Below are 20670 nucleotides of genomic sequence, written 5' to 3'. Positions count from 1 at the left end.
GGAGGGCAGGGTGAGCTTCAAGCCGATTACGCATTGCCTGGCCGTCGTCCTGTCGCTATCGGCGGGCATGGCGACAGCGGCTCCTGTGGAGCTGGAGGCGGCGCGCGCCTGGTATTGGCAGCATCCCTACCAACCGGAAGCCATCAACCGGCTGGCGCTGCAATTGCTGAAAATGGGCGACGCGGACAGCGCCGCCATGCTGTTGGAGCGCGCGCTGCGCATCGCGCCGGACCGCCAGGACATCCGCGCCAATTTGCTGAGATTGAAATCCGGCTCGCGCCAGGTGGCGGATTCGCCCTGGCAAGAGCCGGGCGCTGCGGCGAATGTGCCGGCATCCGCAAACCCGCAGGCTGGCCAGGACGGGCTGCCGGCGCCTTGGCCGCAACCACCTGTCCGTCCTTAGCCGCGTCTCAGGCGGCGTCTTTCCCCCCGCGTCGGCGCTTATTGAACCGGATATTCGGTCCAACTGCCTCCATCCTGTTGCAGCAGGAAGCGCTTGCCGCTCTGCATCACGATGGAGCTGGCGCTTTCCGACACATAGGGCGTGGCGGGGAGGTCGCGGCCGAAGTCGGCAGGTTGGTAGTCGGCGCCGAAGGGGCTCTTGTTCATCATCCGCGACAGGATGGTGGAGACCGCCAGGTAGCTGCTGGGCTGGTCTATCCGCATCTGGCTCGGATGGCCCTGGCCGCCTATCACCTTGATCGCCGCCGGCACGATGGTGATGCGCGGCGTGGGAATCTCGCGCAAGCCGCTGAACTGCTGCTTGTCGCCGCGCAGGGCCGCGCCGTGTTCCGGCACCATCACCAGGATCAGCTTGCGATGGCTCTTTTCCAACTGGTCGATGAACTGGCCCAGGTCGGAGAACAGCCGGTTGGCGCGGTATTTGTAGCTGTCCATGGTATTCAGCCCAGGCGCGGCGGGAATGGTGTTGCCGTCGTGCAGGCTGATGGTGTTGTAGTAGGCCGCCACATGGGCGGCGTTGTCCTGCTGCCGCAGCTCCAGCCAGCGGTTGAGCACGGCGTAGTCGTTGTAGATCGGGCTGCTGTCGAAGGAGCGCAGGCCCACCGGCAGTCCCTGCTGCGACATCAGCGGCTGGTTCAGCCGGCCGTCGTTGCGGACTTGCTTCAGAAAGTCGTCGAAGCTGCCGTCGTGGTTCAGCGCCAGCTCGGTTTTGAAGCCCAGCGCCGCCAAGTCCTGGAACAAATAACAATTGCCGGGCGCGCTCTGGTACAGCTCGCTGTGCTTGGGTTGGCCGCAGCCGGCGCGCAGCACGCGCAGCGCGGCCGGGCCGCTGTAAGGCGTGGCTGAGTTGAAATTGCTGAACAGGAAGTCGAAGCGACCCAGCAAGGGGTGCTGGTCCATGCCTACCGCGCGCAGATCGTCCCAGGCCAGCGAGCAGATATGCAGCAGCAGCACGTCGAAGCCAGGGTCGGCCAGCGGCCCCTGGAATTTCACGATGCGCTGGCCTTCGCTTTTGAAGAAGGCCGCCAGTTGCTGGTCTGGCGTCTGGGGCGCGGCTTGCGCGGCGGCGCCGCTGTCCACGGCGGCGCTTGCCGGCGTTTGCGGCCGATCCTGCCACAGCTGGCGTCCGCTCAGGCCCAGCAGCGCGATCACCACCAGCGTGCCCAGGCGCAGATAGCGCGACAGCAGCCAGTAGCCGCACAACAGGATCACCGCGCCGGTCAGCAGCGACAGCGACAATGCCCGGCCGGCGAGGTCAAGCAGGTAATGCAGGCTGAAACCCTTGAGCGTGGACAGTTGCTGCAATGCGATTTCCGGCGATGGCAGCCAGCTGTCGTGATAAAGCAGGGCCGCGCCCGCGATCCAGGCCAGCGCGGCGCGGACGCGCAGCCAAATCCTGCCGGAGACCGGCATCAGCAGCAGCAGCGCGAAGGCGAGGTTGGGCGCGGGGTGGAGATTGAGCGTGCCCTGCCAGGACAGCAGCAGTTTGGCGATGAAATAGACGCTCCAGGCGCCCAGCCCCAGCGAGGGAGAGGCTTCGGGAGCGGGAACGCTGGCGGCGGCGGAGTGGCTGGGCTTCATGGCGGCTTATGGCTCGGCGCGGCGGCTTTGGGCCAGCGGCGCGTCGTCCCGCCGCTTCAGCTTTTGCAGATAGGGATGTGGCTGGAAATGGCGCAGCCGGCGCAGCAGCAGGCTGCGGAGCCAGGGCAGCAGCCGGGCGCGCAGCTGGTAGCCGGCGATGCCGGCGGCCAGCGCGGCCAGCAGCACCATGAACTGCAACTGGCTCAGTTCGGGGTTGAACATGGGCTTTTCCTTTACTGGCCGCCGTGGCGGCGCAACGGGGCGCGCTGCAGGACGGGCGCGGCATAGGCGTGCCGGCTCTCGCGCAGGTGCGGCTCATCGGATAACTGGTGGCTCAGGTCCGGCAGTTGGTCGAATCCGGGTTGCCGGGCGAGTTGCGACAGCGCCAGCAGGATGCTGTCGCAGTCGGCGCTGCGGACTTCCGACTGGGCCACTTCGCCTATCGGCATGCGGAACAGATTCCCCAGCGCGGCGTCGGCGTCGCTTTCGCGGCAGGCGAACAGAAACAGATAGGCGTGGCCGCGGTCGGCGGTGCACAGATCGCCGGCGCGCTGGAAGCGGCCCAGCGCCAGCAGCTCGGCCGGCGTGGCGCCCAGCGCGGGCTGCAACTGGATCAGCATATTGCTGACATCGATGGCGCGGCTGCGCTGCACGGCGTTCTCCACCATCTCTACAAAGCGCGCGGGCGGCAGGTAGCCGCGGTCGGCCTCCGGATGGCTGGCGGCGTGCAAGGCCTCCGCCTCCGCGCCGCCGCCTTGGTAGACGGCCTGCCGCAGCGAATGGATGATGCCGGCCAGGCTGGCGAAACGCAGCTCTGCCGGCAGCACGGCGTTGGCGCCCAGCCGCAACAGCAATTGTTCCTCGTTCTGGCGCAACCGGCGGTTGCCCACTTCTCGCACCATGATCTTCAGCAGCTTGCCGTTTTGCCGCCGCAATTGCGCGACTGCCTGGCCCAGCGTCTCTTTCTTGGCGCTGGCGGTATCCAGCAGGACAGTGGCGGCCACCGCGTCGCGGGCCGCTTCCAGCAATTGGGGCAAGTCGTCGAATGTCCGCCACTGCGGGGTTGGCGGGGCATTGCCGCTGAGGGCGGCGCTGGTGGTGAGTACTTGCAAGGCGTCAGTGGCGAGGCGGGCGGAATGCTCCGCGCCGTCATCGGCAGACGCGTCGCAATCGCTGATTTCCGCTTGCGCGCTCAAGGCATGGCGCGGGCCCATCTCCAGCATGCGCAGTCTGGCGGCCTCCCCGGCCGGAGCGCCAAGCCAGTGGGATATCTGCCAGTTGTAGAGCCCGTTGCCCAGCGGAACGGCGTAGGCCATGCCGGCGCAGTCGCGGCCCAGTTGGCTCAAGGTCGCCAGCGCGGCGGCGTCCAGCCGGGAGCTGTCCAGCAGCAATAGCAGCGCATGGCCGTGGCGGGCCGCCCAGTCGCCGCAGGCCTGCAACGCCCGGCGCGCCGAAGCGGGTTGCTGCAGCGGCAGGTAGTCTTCGGCATGGTCCAGCGCCACGGTCATGCCGCCGGCGGGCGGCTGCAGGGTTTTGCGGCAGCGGGCCAGTTCATCCAGGCAGGCGCTTGTCAAATGAAGCGATGGCTTGCGCAGCCTGCGCGGCGACAGCAGTTGCAGATTGCCGGCGTGAATGCGGCGGTCCAGCCAGGCGGTGTCTTGCTGCGGAGCGGGCTGCTGTCTGCTGACGCAGAGCAGTGGCTGGCTGCCGGTGGAGGGAAGGTTGGAGAACAGCAGCGCCTGGGCCAGTCCGGAGTCGGGCGAGGCGACCAGGTAAAGCGCGCCGCAATTCAGGGCGGCGGCGGAGAGCGGGAGGCCCTCTATGCCCAGGCTTTGGGAGATGTCCATTGCGGTGTTCTGTTCCCGGATCATTTAACAGTATCAGCCGAATGCCGCGCAATCAAACCCGTTGAGCTTGGGCGGCGGAGTGGAATATGCGCCGGGAATCAGGGCTTTTTGAACCAGATGCCCAGGTAGGCTTGGCGGTAGCCCTGGTTGTCCTCGATATCGCCATCGCGGCCATGGCTCAGCAGCCGTTCCTGCGTGACCAGTATCGGTTTGCTGACGAAGCCGCTGGGGGGCTGGCGGGCGAAGCCGCGGTTCAGTTCGTCCGCCATCTGCCAGCCTTGTTGGTTGCAAGGTTCGGCCACGGTGGCCTTTTGCTGCGAAATGCCCTCGCGGATGCGGTTCATCGCCGAATTGGAGCCATCGCCGGCAGATATGTTGACGATGTCTGCCCGCCCGGCCTGGTGCAGCGGGAAGTTGATGTTGTCGTAGTAGAGGTCGTTGATGGCGAGGGTGTGCGTCCACGCCTTGCCGTATTGCCGCGCCAGCTCCGGCACCAGCTTGGGGATGATCTGCGCGGTCTGGCTCAGGTCCACGTCGCGCACGGCCAGCACCTTGCAGCGTTTGCAGCGCTCCAGCGCCGTCTTCATCGCCTGGGCTTTGCGCATGGCGATGGAAAAGTGGGAATCGGTGAAGATGACGGCGCCCATCGGCCCAGCGCTGCTGCCTATCGCGTAGTCCACTGCGGTTTGCGCGACGGCCAGCGGATCGGTGGTGATGTTGGCGAATAGCTCGGCGTTGGCGCCGGGGGCGCTGCCGGCGTGCCAGCCCACCGCGATCTTGCCCATCTGCTTCAGCATGGCCAGCTCCAGATGATAGCCGGCGCTGTCGGCGCCGATCAGCGCCACCCCGGCGATATCCTTGGCCGTGGCCTGCAGCAGCAGTTGTTCGCGCACCGCGTCGTTGCTGCTTTTGGCGTCGGCCACTTTCACCTGCCAATGCAGATAGCCGGCGGCGTTCAGGAAGCTGCGGGTGGTCTTGGAAATGCCGCCGTTGCGCAGGTCGTAGGCGATCAAGAGTACATGACGGCCGGTCTGGGCCGGCGGCCCGGAGACGGGGGCGACGGCGTCCGGCAAGGCGGCGTTCGTCGAGCAGGCCGGCCAGACTGTTGTTAGAGCCAGGATGAGACACCGGGTGGCGCGGACAAGCGGTGTGGCCATGTGGACTCCGGCAAGGCGCGGGGCGGCGAGGAGGCGGCTCCATGCTCAAATATAGCAAGCGGCCTGTCCGTTGCCGGACAGGCCGCTTCGCGCAGGAATGCGGCCGAGTGGCCGCATTTGGCGGTACGCTTATTGCGTGTCGGTGTTTCTATATACCCGCGCGCCGCCTCGCCAGGTTTCCAGAACGGGGATATCGCGCAGGTTTTCCACATTTACATCCAGCGGATCTTGCTTCAATACCACCAGATCGGCCAGCTTGCCGACCTCCAGCGAGCCAACCAAGTGGTCCATATGGCACTGCCACGCCGCGTCCAGCGTCACGGCTCTCAGCGCCTGCAGGCGGTTGAGGCACTCTGCCGAGTTCAGCACGGGTTTGTCTTCTCCCGGCGCGCCTTCCATCTTGCGGTAGTTGGCCTGTTCCGCCATGCGCAGCGGCCCCAGTGGCGAAACGAAGTGGTCCGAGTGCAGGCTGATCCGCATGCCGGCGTCCAGCGCCGATTTGCAGCGGTCCAGCATCTCGGTGCGGGTTTCGCCGAAAATGTTCTGCTGAAAGGTGTAGCCCCAATAGCCGACATGGCCGATCAGGAAGCTGGGCGAAATGCCCAGCTTGGCCATGCGGTGCAGCGCGGCGTCGGTCAGCAGCGAGGCGTGTTCAATGCGTGGGCGCAGCGTGGCGGCGTCCGCCTTGGTGAAGGCCAGCGCCTGTTGATAGCTGTCCAGCACCAGTTCCATCGCGTGGTCGCCGTTGGCGTGCACCAGCACAGGCCAGCCGCGACCCAGCGCCAGTTGCAGATAGGTATCCAGCCGGTCGGCCGGCTGTCCTTCTCCTGAGCAGCAATCCGCAGGCGGCAGCTTGAAGTTGTACAGCCCCGTGTCTGGCACGCCCGGCACCGTATGATCGGGCTGTTTCTCGTCGTCTTGATGGCAGGAGTGGCCCTGATCAGGATTGTGTGTATATAGGTAGGGCTGGTATTGAAAGCCGGTCAAACCCTGGTTGGAACCGTCCGCCACCAGCTTCAGCGCCTTGATCATGAAGTTGCTGTCATTCTGGCTGTTGAGGTCTGGTTTGTACTCGCTCATCCAGCGCGCCATCTGCGTCAGCTCATTGGAGAAAAGCGCCGCGCAAATGCGCACCGGCGATAGATCGAGATTGGCCAGCGTTTCCAGCAGCAAGACCTCGACTTCCTTGAGCGAGGAGCCCACGCCGGCGTCCATCACCGTGGTGATGCCTCGGCTGGATGCGTCTTTCAGCACCGGCAGCAGGTTGTTGACCAAATCCATCAGCAGCATCTTTGGGGGCATGACCTTTAGGATGTCGGCGATGCGGGCTTCGGTGAATACGCCTTGGCTGCTCTTAATCACATCGTCGGGGATTTTTGCCTCTTTCATGGCCACGCTGTTGGCGTAGCCGATATGGCCGGAGGAATTGAGCAGGAAGATGGCGATATTGCTGTCGGGGCCGGCCAATTCATCCAGCATGCCCGCGTCGATATTGGTCCACTCCTTCATCAAGGAGGGGTCGACGCCGAAACCCGTTATCCATTCAGGTTTCTTTCCAGGTTGGGGATGCGTGTTGTTGATATGTTCACCGAGAATCTTGGCTATGTAGCTGTAGCTATAGCCCGCAACCAGGCGCTGAGATTCCGGATGGGATTTGTCATGCTCGCCAAACGGCCCTAATTGCAGCCAGCCCTGGAAAATGGCGCTGGGCACGATGTGCAGGTGGGCATCGATCAGGCCGGGGATCAGGGTGGCATTATGCAAGTCGATCATGCGGTAAGGATGATGGCTGGCCATCTCGGTTTTCACCTCTTCCAGCGAACCGAGCGCGACGATGCGGCCGCCAGCCATGCCCAGCGCTTCCACTTGATCCGGGCCGGACGCGGCCAGCGGGTGGATGACGCCGCTGTGGAAAATCGCATTTTCCTTGTGCGGCAGCGGCGGGAAGCGTTTGGCATCGTCGGCGAATGCCTCCAGCTGCTTCAGCCAGTCGTCCTGGCCCTGCTGCGTGTGAACCAGCGTGCCCAGCAGGGGCAGGGTGCAGCATGCGCAACCAAGGTGATGATCGTGACTCATGCAATTCTCCTTGTCAGGTATGGATATGCGGCGATGACTTTGTCATCACTGCATATGTTATATTAATTAAAAGCAATTTCAATTGAATTGCGGTAGCGCAGCTTGTTTGGATAGAGGAGAGGGCGGAGGCGGGCGTGACGCGCGCAGCTTGCGCCGCTATTGGGCAAGAGGGGTCGGAGCGCGAGTCAAAACCGGGTATAATCGACCCATTTTTTCCATCCAGAAAACCAAGATTCAGCACCATGGAACAACTTGCCAAGAGCTATGAACCGGGCGACCTCGAGCGCCGCTGGTATCAACACTGGGAACAGGCCGGCTACTTCAAGCCGAGCATGGACACCTCCAAGCCGTCCTTCGCCATCCAGCTGCCGCCGCCCAATGTGACCGGCACGTTGCACATGGGCCATGCCTTCAACCAGACCATCATGGATGGCCTGACCCGCTTCTACCGGATGAAGGGCCACAACACCGTCTGGGTGCCGGGCACCGACCACGCCGGCATCGCCACCCAGATCGTGGTGGAGCGCCAGCTGGCCGACCAGGGGCTGAACCGCCACGACATGGGCCGCGAAGCGTTCACCAGCAAGATCTGGGAATGGAAGGAAAAATCCGGCGGCACCATTACCAGCCAGATGCGCCGCGTCGGCTGCTCGGTGGATTGGGACCGTGAATACTTCACCATGGACGACGTCCGCGCCGAGGTGGTGACCGAAGTCTTCGTCCGCCTGTACGAGCAAGGCCTGATCTACCGCGGCAAGCGCCTGTCCAACTGGGACGCCAAGCTGGGCACCGCCATCTCCGACCTCGAAGTGGTTTCCGAGGAAGAAGACGGCCACATGTGGCACATCAAGTACCCGGTGGTGGGCAGCGATGAATATGTCACCGTCGCCACCACCCGTCCGGAAACGCTGCTGGGCGACGTGGCTGTGGCCATCGCCCCGGACGACGAGCGCTACCTGCACCTGGTGGGCAAGCAGCTTGAGCTGCCGCTCACCGGCCGCACCATCCCGGTGATCGCCGACGAGTACGTCGACAAGGAATTCGGCACCGGCTTCGTCAAGATCACCCCGGCGCACGACTTCAACGACTACGAAGTGGGCAAGCGCCACAGCACCCAGCTGATCAATGTGATGAGCCTGGAGGCCAAGATTCTGGCCAAGGCACAAATCTTCGGCTTCGACGGCGCCGCCCAAGGCACCATCGAGCTGCCGGCCGCCTATGCCGGACTTACCGCCCAGGAAGCGCGCAAGGCCATGCTGGCCGATCTGCAAGCCCAGGGCCTGCTGCTGGAAACCAAGCCGCACAAGCTGATGGTGCCGCGCGGCGACCGCACCGGCACCGTGATCGAGCCGCTGCTGACCGACCAATGGTTCGTCGCCATGAACAAAGTCGCCGAAGGCGACGCCACCGGCCAGTCCATCGCCGCCAAGGCGATCGAGGCGGTGGAATCCGGCGAAGTGCGCTTCGTGCCGGAAAACTGGGTCAACACCTACAACCAGTGGATGAAGAACATCCAGGACTGGTGCATTTCCCGCCAGCTGTGGTGGGGCCATCAGATCCCGGCCTGGTACGACGAAGACGGCAATATCTACGTCGGCCGCACCGAGGAAGAAGCCCAGGCCAAGGCCCCGGGCAAGACGCTGCGCCGCGAGCAGGATGTGTTGGACACCTGGTTCAGCTCCGCCCTGGTGCCGTTCTCCACCCTGGGCTGGCCGGAAGAAACCCCGGACCTGAAGTCCTTCCTCACCTCCAACGTGCTGGTGACCGGCTACGAAATCATCTTCTTCTGGGTGGCCCGGATGATCATGATGACCAAGCACTTCACCGGCAAGGTGCCGTTCAAGGATGTCTATATCCACGGCATGGTGCGCGATCACGAAGGCAAGAAGATGTCCAAGTCCGAGGGCAACGTGATCGACCCGGTGGACCTGATCGACGGCATCGCGCTGCAGCCGCTGGTGGAAAAACGCACCACCGGCCTGCGCCGCCCGGAAAAGGCCCCGGCCATCGCCAAGGCCACCGAGAAGCTGTTCCCGGAAGGCATCCCGGCCTACGGCACCGACGCGCTGCGCTTCACCATGGCCAGCTACGCCACGCTGGGCCGCTCGGTCAACTTCGACTTCAAGCGCGCCGAAGGCTACCGCAACTTCTGCAACAAGCTGTGGAACGCCACCCGCTTCGTGATGATGAACGTGGACGGCAAGGACTGCGGCCAGGATGAAAGCCTGCCGCTGGAATACAGCTTTGTCGACCAGTGGATCATCGGCCGCCTGCAACAGGCCGAGATCGACGTCACCAACGCACTGGAAACCTACCGCTTCGACATCGCCGCCCAGGTGATCTACGAATTCATCTGGAACGAGTACTGCGACTGGTACGTGGAACTGGCCAAGGTGCAGATCCAGGGCGGCAACGAAGCCCAGCAGCGCGCTACCCGCCGCACCCTGGTGCGCGTGCTGGAAGTGGCGCTGCGCCTGAACCACCCGCTGATGCCCTTCATCACCGAAGAGCTGTGGCAGACCGTGGCCCCGCTGGCCAACGCCAAGAAGGCGGACTCGCTGATGCTGGCCCCGTGGCCGGTGGCGGATGAGAGCAAGATCAGCGCGGCAGCCAACGCCCGCATGGACGCGTTCAAGGACATGGTCAACGCGGTGCGCAATCTGCGCGGCGAAATGGGCATTGGCCCGGCCGTCAAGGCCCCGCTGTTCATCGAAACCGCCGACGCCTCCATCGCCGACTTCGTGCCTTACCTGAAGCTGCTGGCCCGTCTGACCGAAGGCACGCTGGTGTCCAAGCTGCCGGAAGACGACGCCCCGGTGGCGATGTCCGGCGAAGCGCGCCTGATGCTGAAGGTGGAAGTGGACAAAGCCGCCGAAACCGCGCGCCTGACCAAGGAGCAGGGCAAGGTGGAAGCCGAGCTGGCCAAGCTGACCGCCAAACTGGAGAAGCCGGGCTATGTCGACAAAGCGCCGGCGCATTTGGTTGAGCGCGACAAGGCTCAGTTGGCTGAGCTGAATGACAAGTTGGAGAAGGTTAGGGCGCAGTTGGTTAAGCTAGGCTGATTTGATTCTCGCAAGAGGCGGAATTCCGCCTCTTTTTTTTGTCTATTAAATATGACAAGGGGGTTTTGTGAGTAAAGAGAAATCAAGTGATGGAACGCCGCATAGGTGGTGGGAGGCATATCTTGTAAGGTATTTTTTTGGTTTTATTGTAGGGTCAATTTGTGTTTTTATTATTATTGAAAATAAGATAGATGTTTCTAGTTTTGATATTAAGAGTTTGAAGTCGATTCTGAAGGAGGGGCAGAGCTGGCAATTGGTTATGCTTTGCTTTCTTGGTTTTGTATATTGCTATTTTGCCAGTATGCCTATAGCTGTTATGCATTTCGGAAGATTTGGGGCTTGGAATGTTGAGAGGCTTTCTAGATATTTTTGGCTTGGTTTGGTTTTGAATTTGGTTAATTGCTTTTGCGTCGCTAAGGGCATTTTTTTTGGATTGCATGATTCATTTGTAATAGTCTTATTGTTGCTTTCATTGGTTTTGATGGTGTTTTGGTATGTAAAAAAAGATGGCAAGGTTGTTGATGGGGTTGGATATAAATTTTCAGCTCTATTTGTTATGCTGTTTTCCTTTGTGATGTTTTCAGTTTCATATTTATTCTCTGATTTGTCTGTGTGGTCATTTGTCGTTATGCCTGCGCTATGGATTGGTTTCTTTCAGTATGTGATTATATTTAGAATATGGAGTGCGGCTGGTAAGAGAGAGTTGTATCATTCTTATAAAATGCTGACGAGAGCAAGAGGTATGGAAGGGGCTCGTGATGTAAGGGATACTTACTCTCATTTGAGGGGGCATTCAAATGCGGTCTTTATTGTTGTTGTGGAAATTTCTGTTTTGGCTTTTTTGTTGAAGAATATGCCAAGATTGGAAAAGGTTGAGGGTGTGTCGGTAGGCATATTTATTGCCTGTGTAATAATTTGGCTAGTGCCTTCGCTGTTTCTATGGAGCGCTGCAAATAGATTTGAAACAGAATTTAAGAGGTATCCAGCTGCCTTTTTGGGAAAATATAATGGTACTCGTGATGGGTCGTAAGATTGGTAAATTGGATTGTGCGCATTCTGGTAAGTAGTGTTCATAAGGCGAATTAAAATCTAATGCTTAATTGTATTGAGGAGTAATGGATGTGAGATTGCTTATTTCCTATTTTTATATTGTTGGGGTGATGGTTTTTTTGGGTTTTTCAATTGCAGCGCATGCTGATGGTGGCTTGGGTGCGAAACTAGGAAATTCGACAGGGCTAGTTAAAGAGGAAGTTGTTGGTAATGGAAGCAGTGTTCAGCCATGGTTTATCGATACGCTTGAAAAAAGTGCTGAGCATGGAACGTCCATCAAGAAGAGAGAGGCAGGGTTATTTTTCTTGTATGATTTGAGTGAGCCTGAAAATTTTGTACGTGCAATGAAGTGGTTAACTGCGGCAAGTAATGAAGGGGATGCGACTGCTTCATATTATATAGGACTAATGTATTGGGAAGGTAAAGGAGTTGCTAAAAATGGCCCTGAGGCAGTGAAGTGGTATATTCTCGCTGCAAAGCGTGGCGAACCTATGGCGCAGGCTATGCTTGGTTCTCTGTATTTGAATGGCGACAAATTTTCTCGTACAGATGTTGATGGTAAAGAAGCTTTGTATTGGTTGAGTCTCGCATCCGAGAATAAAAATGCAATTGCTCAGAGAGTGCTTGGAGATATGTATGCCCAAGGGGTGGGAGTGGATAGGGATATAAACAAAGCCTTTCCTTTGTATATGCAAGCTGCAATGCAAGGGGATGAGGATGCGGAAATGCAGTTGGGAATGTTATACCTAAAGGGTATTGGTACTGAAAAGGATGCAGTTTTGGCTATGAAATGGCTAAACAAGGCTGCAGATGATGGTAGTGGGCGAGCTATGTGCTTTATCGGAAATCGGTATATGTATGGTGATGTTGTTTCGAAAGATTTTGAGAAGGCGATATATTGGTTTGAGCGATCTGCAAAAGCAGGGGATGCTTGCGGCCAAGATAATTTGGGCGAGATGTATAATGCCGGGACGGGAGTAAAACAGAGCGATGTTGACGCGGTTAAGTGGTATCGACTTTCTGCTGCACAAGGTACTGCAGATGCGCAGTATAATCTTGGGAGGAAGTTTGAAGAAGGAAAGGGGGTGGCTCATGATTTATTGCGTGCAGCTGCACTATTTAGACTTGCTGCAAATAGTGGGCAGGTGGATGATGCGGAAGAGGCTTGGAAAAGAGTGGCGTCTGTGATTGGGCCAGATAAAGGGAGAGCAGCATTGGAGCTTGTTAAAAAGCTTAGTGTCGCTGAGGATTTTCTTGCTGTATTAGACAGTGATAGATAAATGAAGGACCGTAGGTTGGGCTGAATGAAATAAGGCCCAACGTTTACCGCGTTGGTTTGTCAGTATTTTTGTGTCCGCTGCGCGGACGATTGTTTGGGTGCCGGTTCCGCCCGGCTGATGGGTCCATTTCTTTTGGCGGAGCAAAAGAAATGGACGAAAGAAAAGGCGGCCCAGCAGCGCTGCGAAACTGCGTCTTCAAAGCCAACTCAAGAAGCCGTCGGAACTACATGCGTGCGAATCTCTGATTCGCCCAGTAGTCGCGCGCTACCGTCGCGCCGCGTCGAACAACCGGCGACTTAAAGCCTTGAGTTGGCTTCGAAGCCGGCTTGCGCTGATGGGGGGGGCGGCGAGTCGCATCTGTTCTACCGCCAAGGATGCTTGGTGATGACTGACCTTCTTGTCAGCATTGATCGTAAAGCCCTGACTTGTTTCTGCTTTGCTCAGTAATTATCCTTTCTAAGTCATGCTGAATGGCATGACCGGGTTTGGCGACTCGAACTACATGGAAGTGCGCTGCACTGCGGCGCTTCATAATCTTGATGGAGTTCTAGCCATGACCCAATTGGCGCACTCTCCCATGCAGCCTGGGCTGCTGTCTTTTCCCTTTCTCAATCACACTATCCATCTCCTCCGTCGCCACAACGGCCTGTGGTTCTTCGCCGATGATGTCGCGGCGGCGATCAAATGCCGTACCACGGCGGCCTTGCTGAGCAAGCTGAACAAGGAGGAGGTCCGCGCCATGCCGCTGGGTGGCGGGGAGGTGGTTTGCCTGTCGGAAACCGGTGTGGTCACGGCGATTCGGCGCTATCGAAAGCCGGCGGCGCGGCGGTTTCGGCGTTGGTTGGAGGAGGAGTTGCTGCCAACTTTGCGGCGGGAGGGCGAGGAGGCGTTGACGGCGGATCAGCTGGAGCTGGCCTTGGCGCTGGCGGCGGAGGCCGCGCGGCAGGTGAGCCGGGCGGTGCTGGATGCGGTGTTGGAGAATGGCGAGGCGTGCTGGCAGCATAGCCGCTGGCTGGTGACGCTGGACTACGAGCGGCATAACCGCCAGAAACACCCGCTCGGCCGCATGATGGGCCTCAACAGCTCTGTCGCCACCTTGGATGCCTTAGCCGAGTTGATCGCTGTGCCGGACGGCATGCCGGCCAGCGATACCGAGCTGGTCAAGTTGGCGGCGGCTTGCCATTTGCGCCTAGCCGAGCGGATGAGCCTGCGGATAGCCGATGAGTGATTCGTAGGGTGCGTCACTCCGCGTCTTTGGCGGGGTGACGCACCATTTGTTTTCATGCCTCCCAAATGTTGATCCGTGGGATACGTCGCCGGCATGTTGCCTTTGCGGGGTGACGCACCCTTCGCTGGCGGGGCCGGTCGGCGGTGCATCGTCCCGTTTCGCTTCTGAAAAATGCAGTTGGAGCCAGTATCAAAAATTGGCAGAACAAATTCCAAGCAAGCTTTGTCAGATCAAAATGGCTTGTGGCGCTGTTCAAGCTTGTGCGTGCCGCTTTATTAACAACTTAATATCGGTGGTTTTATGTCCTGCCGCTTGGATGGCTTGAATGAATTTGATCATGCGTCAATTGTACGGCTGTATACCGATCCGCAAATCCGTGCCTGCCTTGGTGGTCCAGTTGAGATTGGCATGGCAGAAGCGCGTGCTAGCGCGCTTTGCCTGAATCAGCGCGAATTACCCGCCTGGGCTATCCGTCGATCAGATGAGGCTGACTCTCGTTTGCTCGGCATGATTTCGCTTGACCCACACCATGACGGCTTGGATGTTGAGGTGTCTTATGAGCTTTTGCCAGAATATTGGGGGCAAGGTTATGCCGATGCCGCCTTGAAAATGGTATTGCGCCATGCGTTTGAGACGCTTCACTTGCGCCGGCTGGTTGCTGAAACGCAAGCTCGGAATCACCCATCCATTCGCTTGCTAAGGCGTAATGGTTTCCGCTTGGAAAAGACTTTGATGCGATTTGAAGCGGTTCAATATTTTTACTCGATTGAGCTGGGCTCGGATATATTGATCCGATGAGATGGGTTGGCGGTGCGTCGCCCCTGCAGGGTGACGCACCCTACCTGTGAGAAGGCCCGCGCCATGCCATTAGGTGGCGGGGGGATAGTTTGCCGGCGGGAAACCGGCGTGGCCACTCACACCATTTCGAACTTGGGCGGCTATAGTGTCAGACGGCCTTCAATGCAGCTTACGGCATTGCCGCCGATCCACACATCGTCGCCTACCTGCTCCACCTCGATGCGCCCGGCCCGTCCCATGCTCAAGCCCTGGCTGACGCGATAGCGCGCTGGCGCCATTCCCGCCCCCAGCAACCACTGGGCAATGCCGGCGTTCAGGCTGCCGGTGGCAGGGTCCTCGGGCATGCCATCGCCTGCGATAAAGGCCCTCACCTCGAACTGCGCATCGCTATCGTCATGCTGCGGATCGCAAGGCGCAATCACCCCCACCGCCAACCCACTTAACGCCGGATAGTCGGGTTTGAGGTCCAATACCTGCTGGCGCTGGGAGAGCATCACGGCCAGCCAGCCGGCACCGTTGTCGACCCACTGGGCATCTACAATCGCCCCGGGGGCCAAGCGCAAGCCGAGGCGCACCCGCTCCAGAAGCTCGGCCGCCACCGGCCCGGCGCGCAGCAAGGGGGGTGCAAGAAACGCCAACTGCTTCTCCTTGCGGCGAATCCGAATCAGCCCCACCTCGCATTCCTGGATGACGTCCTCCCCCTTCGGCACCCCGCCGGATTCCAGCCAGGCGTGGCAACTACCCAAAGTAGGATGGCCAGCGAACGGCAGCTCTTCCAGCGTCGTGAAGATCCTAAGGCGATAGTCAGCCCGCGGGTCTCTGGGTTGAAGGATGAAGGTGGTCTCGCTGAGATTGGTCCAGCTGGCAAAGGCCGTCATCTGCTGATCATCAAGCCTATCCGCATCGAACACTACGGCCACCGGGTTGCCCTTAAGGGGAGTGGAGCTGAAGACATCGACCTGCTTGAAGCTCATGGAAGTCATGGAATGTTCTGTTCATGCACGGGTAGGGCCGCTAGTCTACGCGCAATTCCCCACGCGCCGCTGTTAATGGATGTCATATTTGTCTCCGTCAACCGCGCCCAAGCCATCAAAATCCGTTTCGTCCGCGCCTTGCTGGTGATAGAGGCCTTCATGCGGCTCAGCCTGCCGATGCTTTCGCGCGCAGGGCCAAATCGGAAAGACGTATCTGCGCGAGATGCTGAAGCAACGCCTCTTCAGCCGAGCCCAAGGCGGAGTCGAGCACCCGGTTGACCGTGGTTTCTACCGGGCAGGCCGGATTGTCATGGGCCGCGCTGATCGCAAACGCGCTCCTGTGCGTGATCGCCACGTAGATGTCCCGCACAGTCAGATCTGCCAGTTCACGGCAAAGAGTCCAGCCACCTTTGGGGCCTGGAATCGATGCTACATAGCCGGCTTCACGCAGCGCGGCCATGGTGCGGCGAACGAGCGAAGGCTGGGTGTGCAGCATTTGCGCGATGGTTTCGGAGGTGGTGGCGCCGCCGCGCAGGTGCATATGAACGAGCACGTGAAGCAGCCGGGCTAGCCGAGTATCTCTTTGCATAATTCTTTAGACCCGCTAACAAAACCCCTGATCCTGCGTTGCGCCTCCTTGTCGTACTCTCTGTACTGCCTGCGTCGGCGCGCCTTGGCTCAGGGACTCTGCGAGGTTTTGTTAGCGGTTCTTAGTGGTGGAAATTCGTTACATTTAATGTTACGGTTTTGCGTGACTTTAGGCAACTATCGGAGCGCGATCATGTCTGCATTCAATCAATCCATTCTTGAAATCAACGGTATTCGCCTGAGCGTCGCCGCGCAGGGTGCCGGGCCGCTGGTATTGTTGCTGCATGGATTTCCCGAGACGTCGCACGCGTGGCGGCACCAGCTGGCGGCCCTGTCGGCCGCCGGGTTTCGTGCGCTTGCGCCGGATTTGCGCGGCTACGGCGCCAGCGATAGTCCGGAGAACCCGCAGCAGTACACAAGCCTGGACATCGTTGGCGATCTGGTGGGAATCTTGGACGCGCTGGGGGAGGCGGATGCGGTGGTGGTCGGGAACGATTGGGGGGCAACTATCGCATGGCAGGCCGCGCAGCTGCGGCCCGATCGCTTCCGCGCCGTGGTCGCCCTCGGCGTGCCGATGATGGGCCGGGCGCCGATGGCGCCAAGCCGGCTGTTCCCTCTGAGCGAGCAGGCGTGGTTTTACACGCATTATTTTTCCCAGGCTGGGCTGGCTGAGAACGAATTCGAGCGCGATGTTGCCGCCACGCTGCGGAAAATTTATTTTTGGGCCTCGGGCGAGGCCGGCCCGCGTGACGACCGGACGCCGAATCCTTTCGGGCTGGTTTCGCGCGAGGCTGGGCTGCTGGATGCTTTGCCCGATCCGGGAGCGCTGCCCAATTGGCTGGATGGCGTGGACTTCGAGGCATTTGTGAGCGCATTCACGGCGTCGGGTTTTCGCGGCGGCTTGAACTATTACCGCAATCTGGATCGCAACTGGGATCTGCAAGCGGCATTCAACGGCATGCTTGTCCAGGTTCCCACCCTGTATCTGGTTGGCGAGCATGATCCCGGGCTGGCGATGCCGGGCATGCGCGACATTATCGACGCCATGCCGAAGTTTGTGCCCGATCTTCGGGATTCTTTGGTCATTCCAGGAGTGGGCCACTGGCTGCAGCAAGAAGCCCCCGATCAAGTCAACGCAGCCTTGATCGAATTCTTGCGCCAACTGTAGGGTGCGTCACCCCAAGGGGGGCGACGCACCATTTGTCTCAATACCCCACCGCTCAAATATTGATCCGGCGAGGTATGTCGGAGGTGCGTCGCCCCTGTGGGGTGACGCACCCTACATCGACCAAGCGGATGAGCCTGCGGGCGGCGGTGTGTGACGCACCGTTTGTTTACAAAAGCCTGAACCCATGGGCCGCGTCATGGTCTATTTACCTAATGCTGCTATGCTGTGGCTAAAGCAGCCTCCATGCTGGTTTCTCGATTGCTCTCCCAGAACGGTTGCCCATCTCGCCCTGGCTAGGTCTTTGCCGGGCGAGTTATGCGGCCGTTCGCCAACAATAAGGAAAATCCATTGATTCATAACACGATTCCGCGCTGGACCATTGTCACCCCTGTTTTGGCCTGGGCCGCCATCGCCGCGTCTTCGGCGGCCGGCGGGCACGCTTTCTATCTGACGCTGCTGGCGGTGTTGCTGGCGGGAACGGTATTCGCCGCCGTGCACCACGCCGAGGTGGTGGCGCATAAGGTGGGCGAGCCTTTCGGCACGCTGATCCTGGCGCTGGCGGTGACGGTGATCGAGGTGGCGCTGATCATTTCCTTCATGCTGGGCGGGGGCGAGGAGAAGCTGGCGCTGGCGCGGGACACCATTTTTTCCGCCATCATGATCACTTGCAACGGCATTCTGGGCATTTGCCTGCTGCTGGGCGGCCTGCGCCATCGCGAGCAGAACTTCCAGCTCAGCGGCGCCAAGGCGGCCTTGACCGTGCTAGCGGCGATTTCGGTATTGGCGCTGGTGCTGCCCAACTATGGTACCAGCCAGCCGGGGCCATTGCTGTCGTCGTCGCAGCTGGCGTTCACCGGCGTGGTGTCGCTGGTGCTGTACGGCGCTTTCGTGTTTGTGCAAACCATCCGCCACCGCGATTATTTCCTGGTGGAAGGCAGCCATGACGAGGATGAGCACGCGCCGCCGCCGTCCAACAAGGTGGCCATGCTGGCCGTGGCGATGCTGCTGATTTGCCTGGTGGCGGTGGTGACCCTGGCCAAGCTGCTGTCGCCGTCGATTGAGAGCTTCGTGGTGGACGCCGGCGCGCCGGCCGCGGTGGTGGGCATCATCATCGCAGCCCTGGTGCTGTTGCCGGAAGGGCTGGCCGCCGCCAACGCGGCGCGGGCGGACCGGGTGCAGACCAGCCTGAATCTGGCTTTGGGGTCGGCGCTGGCATCCATCGGCCTGACCATTCCCACGGTGGCGATGATTTTCGTGTTCATGGGCGAGCCGCTGATCCTGGGCTTGGAAATCAAGGAAACCATCTTCCTGCTGCTGACGCTGGTGGCGTGCTCATTGTCGTTGTCGGTGGGCCGAACCACCATTCTGCAGGGCATCGTGCATCTGGTGATTTTCGCGTCTTTCGTGTTCTTCGCGATCAGCCCCTGAGCGAAGCTAGTTGAGTGAAAGCAAAAGCCGCCGGCATCTGTGCTGGCGGCTTTTCTGTTTATGAACGGTGTTTTTGATGGTGGATGATAGCTGCTGCCATTTGAGCTATGAGCCATGGCCGGCCACGTAGGGTGCGTCACCCCGAAGGGCGACGCACCGTTGGTTTTCCATTTTCTTCAACGTTGGTCCTGCGAGGTATGCTGTTGGCGGTGCGTCGCCCCTTTGGGGTGACGCACCCTACCTGTGATCGCCCGGCTCGCCAAACCATTGAGCCAGCGGCGTCGCGATCTCTTCGATGTCGGGAGGCGCGTCGCTGGCCCAGGCCACGACGCCGTCAGGCCTCACCAGAACGGTGCGCAGGCCAAGGCTGTTCTTGGCATTGGCTGCGACATAGTCGACTCGCCCTTGCCAACGCTCCATCCAGGCTTGAAGCGGCGCAGCTGGGTTGAAATCCAGCAACAAGCCCCGGCCATTGCGCATCAGGTTGCCGGCTTTGGTCCCGTCTTCAAACTCGAAGTCCGGCAGGCTGCGGCCTGTCAGCGGATGCTCGCCGGCAAGATCGTAGCGCAGCGACACGCCCCATACCCGCCCGGCGAAGTAGGTCGCGCCGTCGCGGGTGGCGACCAGATCGCGGATGACGGCCTCCAGCGCGCGCGTGCTTGGCGTGGGGCGCATCAGCGCCACCTGCGCGCGGGACCAATCGAGCACGCGCGCGCCAACCGGATGCCGCTCCTGATGGTAGCTGTCCAGCAGCCCGGCCGGCGCGTTCCCGCGTATCGTCGCGGCCAGCTTCCAGCCCAGGTTGATCGCGTCGCCAATTCCGAGATTGAGACCTTGGCCGCCCAAGGGGGAATGGATGTGCGCGGCGTCGCCGGCCAGCAGCGCGCGTCCCTGGCGATACGCCGTCGCCTGGTAGGCGCGGTCGGTCCAGGTGGTGGCAAGCTTGAGCTCCATCAGCGTCACGTCCATCCGGGACACGCGGCGCAACACGGCTTGTATGTGCTCCCGCGTGATCGGTTGGCGATGGCAGGCGCCGCCGTCGAATTCGACCATGGCGATCACGCCGGGCCGCGCGTAGGTGTACATGCCGGTCGGCGTGTAGTGCCGGCCGGGCTGCAGCGCGTGCGGTTCCGCCAACACGGCGTCGACGGTATAACCGGTGAATTCGGGATCGGTGCCGGCGAACTCAAAGCCGCCGGCCTTGCGGACCGCGCTGCGTCCGCCATCGCAGCCGACCAGCCAGCGGCCGCGAAAAACATCGCTGCCGGCGTGAACCGTTACTTGTTCGTCTGAGGCCGCATAGCCATCGACGCCGACGCCGCGCACGATTTTCGCCCCCATGGCGGCTGCTCGGCGAGCCATCACCGTTTCGAAAACTTCCAGGGTTACCGCCATCGGGGTGTCGGCAGGGCCGGGCAGGCGGAAAGGCCAATGCGAGGCGTCGATGTCGTCGTGATAGAACGGGATGCCCGCGAAATGCCCGGCCGCGCGGCGCGGTTGCTGCATCCAGTGCGCGTTGGCTTCCGCCTGTTTGGCTGCGCCGCTGGCATGGGTCTCGGCGATGATTTCGTCCAGCAAGCCGCGGCGATGCAAGGCTTCGACGGTGGGCACTGATAGGCCGCGCATGCCGAATGGCAGGCGCTTCAAAGGAGAGTGTGGTTCCGCGGCCTGCTCCAATATCAGGACCGAAAGGCTCAATAGGCGAAGCTCGCAAGCCAGGAAGAGTCCGACGGGGCCGGCACCAGCGATGATGACGTCGTAGTGTGTAGGGCGGTGATGGGGCATGAAAGGCTCCTGAGTCGATGTTCGGGTTTCGATGTTCGACCGGAGCGTTTCTCGCCTGTAGACCCGCATGGACGAACAATGGGACGCTTGCGGCGTCTGCTGTTCGTCGCGGGGATCTTGTGCGCGAGGCCAAAGACCAGAGCTTTCGTTACCGAAAGAACTTGGGCTTACCAGACCAAGTCTGCC

The 20670-nt window shown here is 60.5% G+C and carries 16 protein-coding genes; 8 read left to right on the top strand and 8 right to left on the bottom strand.

Translation table 11 applies throughout. The annotated features are described in order from the left end of the window. Positions 1-10: 10 nt before the first annotated feature. Positions 11-403, top strand: coding sequence for a hypothetical protein (locus ACX17K_RS02795; RefSeq protein ID WP_493773591.1), 393 nt, complete (start codon positions 11-13; stop codon positions 401-403). A gap of 38 nt (positions 404-441) precedes the next feature. Here ACX17K_RS02795 and bcsG read toward each other — a convergent pair whose 3' ends face one another. The 5 genes from bcsG to ACX17K_RS02770 form a co-directional block, all read right to left on the bottom strand. After that, complete coding sequence (gene bcsG, locus ACX17K_RS02790; protein ID WP_493773590.1) at positions 442-2043, bottom strand: cellulose biosynthesis protein BcsG; 1602 nt, start codon at positions 2041-2043, stop codon at positions 442-444. A gap of 6 nt (positions 2044-2049) precedes the next feature. Continuing rightward, entirely contained in the window at positions 2050-2265 is a 216-nt protein-coding gene (locus ACX17K_RS02785; RefSeq protein WP_493773589.1) for a hypothetical protein, read from the bottom strand. 11 nt (positions 2266-2276) lie between these two features. After that, positions 2277-3890 carry a cellulose biosynthesis protein BcsE gene (bcsE, locus tag ACX17K_RS02780; protein ID WP_493773588.1) on the bottom strand — a complete coding sequence of 538 codons (1614 nt, stop codon included), beginning with the start codon at positions 3888-3890 and terminating at the stop codon, positions 2277-2279. 98 nt (positions 3891-3988) lie between these two features. After that, a complete protein-coding gene (locus tag ACX17K_RS02775) occupies positions 3989-5047 on the bottom strand; it encodes a type 1 periplasmic-binding domain-containing protein (RefSeq protein WP_493773587.1) in 1059 nt (352 codons plus the stop codon). Between the two features lie 129 nt (positions 5048-5176). Then, a complete protein-coding gene (locus tag ACX17K_RS02770) occupies positions 5177-7123 on the bottom strand; it encodes an amidohydrolase (RefSeq protein WP_493773586.1) in 1947 nt (648 codons plus the stop codon). A gap of 242 nt (positions 7124-7365) precedes the next feature. Between ACX17K_RS02770 and ACX17K_RS02765 the strand changes: the two genes are divergently transcribed. The 5 genes from ACX17K_RS02765 to ACX17K_RS02745 all read left to right on the top strand — a co-directional run bounded on the left by ACX17K_RS02765 (position 7366) and on the right by ACX17K_RS02745 (position 14541). Beyond that, on the top strand, positions 7366-10185 hold the full coding sequence (locus ACX17K_RS02765) for a valine--tRNA ligase (RefSeq protein WP_493773585.1): 2820 nt from the start codon (positions 7366-7368) through the stop codon (positions 10183-10185). A 67-nt stretch (positions 10186-10252) separates the two neighbouring features. Next, positions 10253-11215: a hypothetical protein gene (locus tag ACX17K_RS02760; RefSeq protein WP_493773584.1), complete on the top strand. Its 963-nt coding sequence runs from the start codon at positions 10253-10255 to the stop codon at positions 11213-11215. A gap of 91 nt (positions 11216-11306) precedes the next feature. Continuing rightward, the gene (locus ACX17K_RS02755; RefSeq protein WP_493773583.1) at positions 11307-12515 is read left to right on the top strand and encodes a tetratricopeptide repeat protein; all 1209 of its coding nucleotides are present in this window, start codon (positions 11307-11309) and stop codon (positions 12513-12515) included. 553 nt (positions 12516-13068) lie between these two features. Next, positions 13069-13743: a BRO-N domain-containing protein gene (locus ACX17K_RS02750; protein WP_493773582.1), complete on the top strand. Its 675-nt coding sequence runs from the start codon at positions 13069-13071 to the stop codon at positions 13741-13743. A gap of 300 nt (positions 13744-14043) precedes the next feature. After that, complete coding sequence (locus ACX17K_RS02745; protein ID WP_493773581.1) at positions 14044-14541, top strand: GNAT family N-acetyltransferase; 498 nt, start codon at positions 14044-14046, stop codon at positions 14539-14541. 140 nt (positions 14542-14681) lie between these two features. Here the strand turns inward: ACX17K_RS02745 and ACX17K_RS02740 are convergent, their stop codons facing one another. Then, entirely contained in the window at positions 14682-15524 is an 843-nt protein-coding gene (locus tag ACX17K_RS02740) for a PhzF family phenazine biosynthesis protein (RefSeq protein ID WP_493773580.1), read from the bottom strand. 157 nt (positions 15525-15681) lie between these two features. Further along, positions 15682-16104: an Rrf2 family transcriptional regulator gene (locus ACX17K_RS02735; RefSeq protein WP_493773579.1), complete on the bottom strand. Its 423-nt coding sequence runs from the start codon at positions 16102-16104 to the stop codon at positions 15682-15684. A gap of 192 nt (positions 16105-16296) precedes the next feature. On the opposite strand from ACX17K_RS02735, the gene ACX17K_RS02730 reads away from it, so the two are divergent. Next, positions 16297-17271 (top strand): alpha/beta fold hydrolase, encoded by a 975-nt coding sequence (locus ACX17K_RS02730; protein WP_493773578.1) that lies wholly within the window; start codon positions 16297-16299, stop codon positions 17269-17271. Positions 17272-17619: 348 nt separating this feature from the next. Next, the gene (locus ACX17K_RS02725) at positions 17620-18699 is read left to right on the top strand and encodes a calcium:cation antiporter (RefSeq protein ID WP_493773577.1); all 1080 of its coding nucleotides are present in this window, start codon (positions 17620-17622) and stop codon (positions 18697-18699) included. A 237-nt stretch (positions 18700-18936) separates the two neighbouring features. On the opposite strand, the gene ACX17K_RS02720 is transcribed toward ACX17K_RS02725, so the two are convergent. Continuing rightward, positions 18937-20484 (bottom strand): FAD-dependent monooxygenase, encoded by a 1548-nt coding sequence (locus ACX17K_RS02720; RefSeq protein ID WP_493773576.1) that lies wholly within the window; start codon positions 20482-20484, stop codon positions 18937-18939. Positions 20485-20670: the final 186 nt, after the last annotated feature.

Source organism: Chromobacterium sp. INPA-IVC (assembly GCF_059047085.1).
Note: the sequence above shows the minus strand (reverse complement) of the source record. Positions and strands in the feature narration are given on the sequence as shown.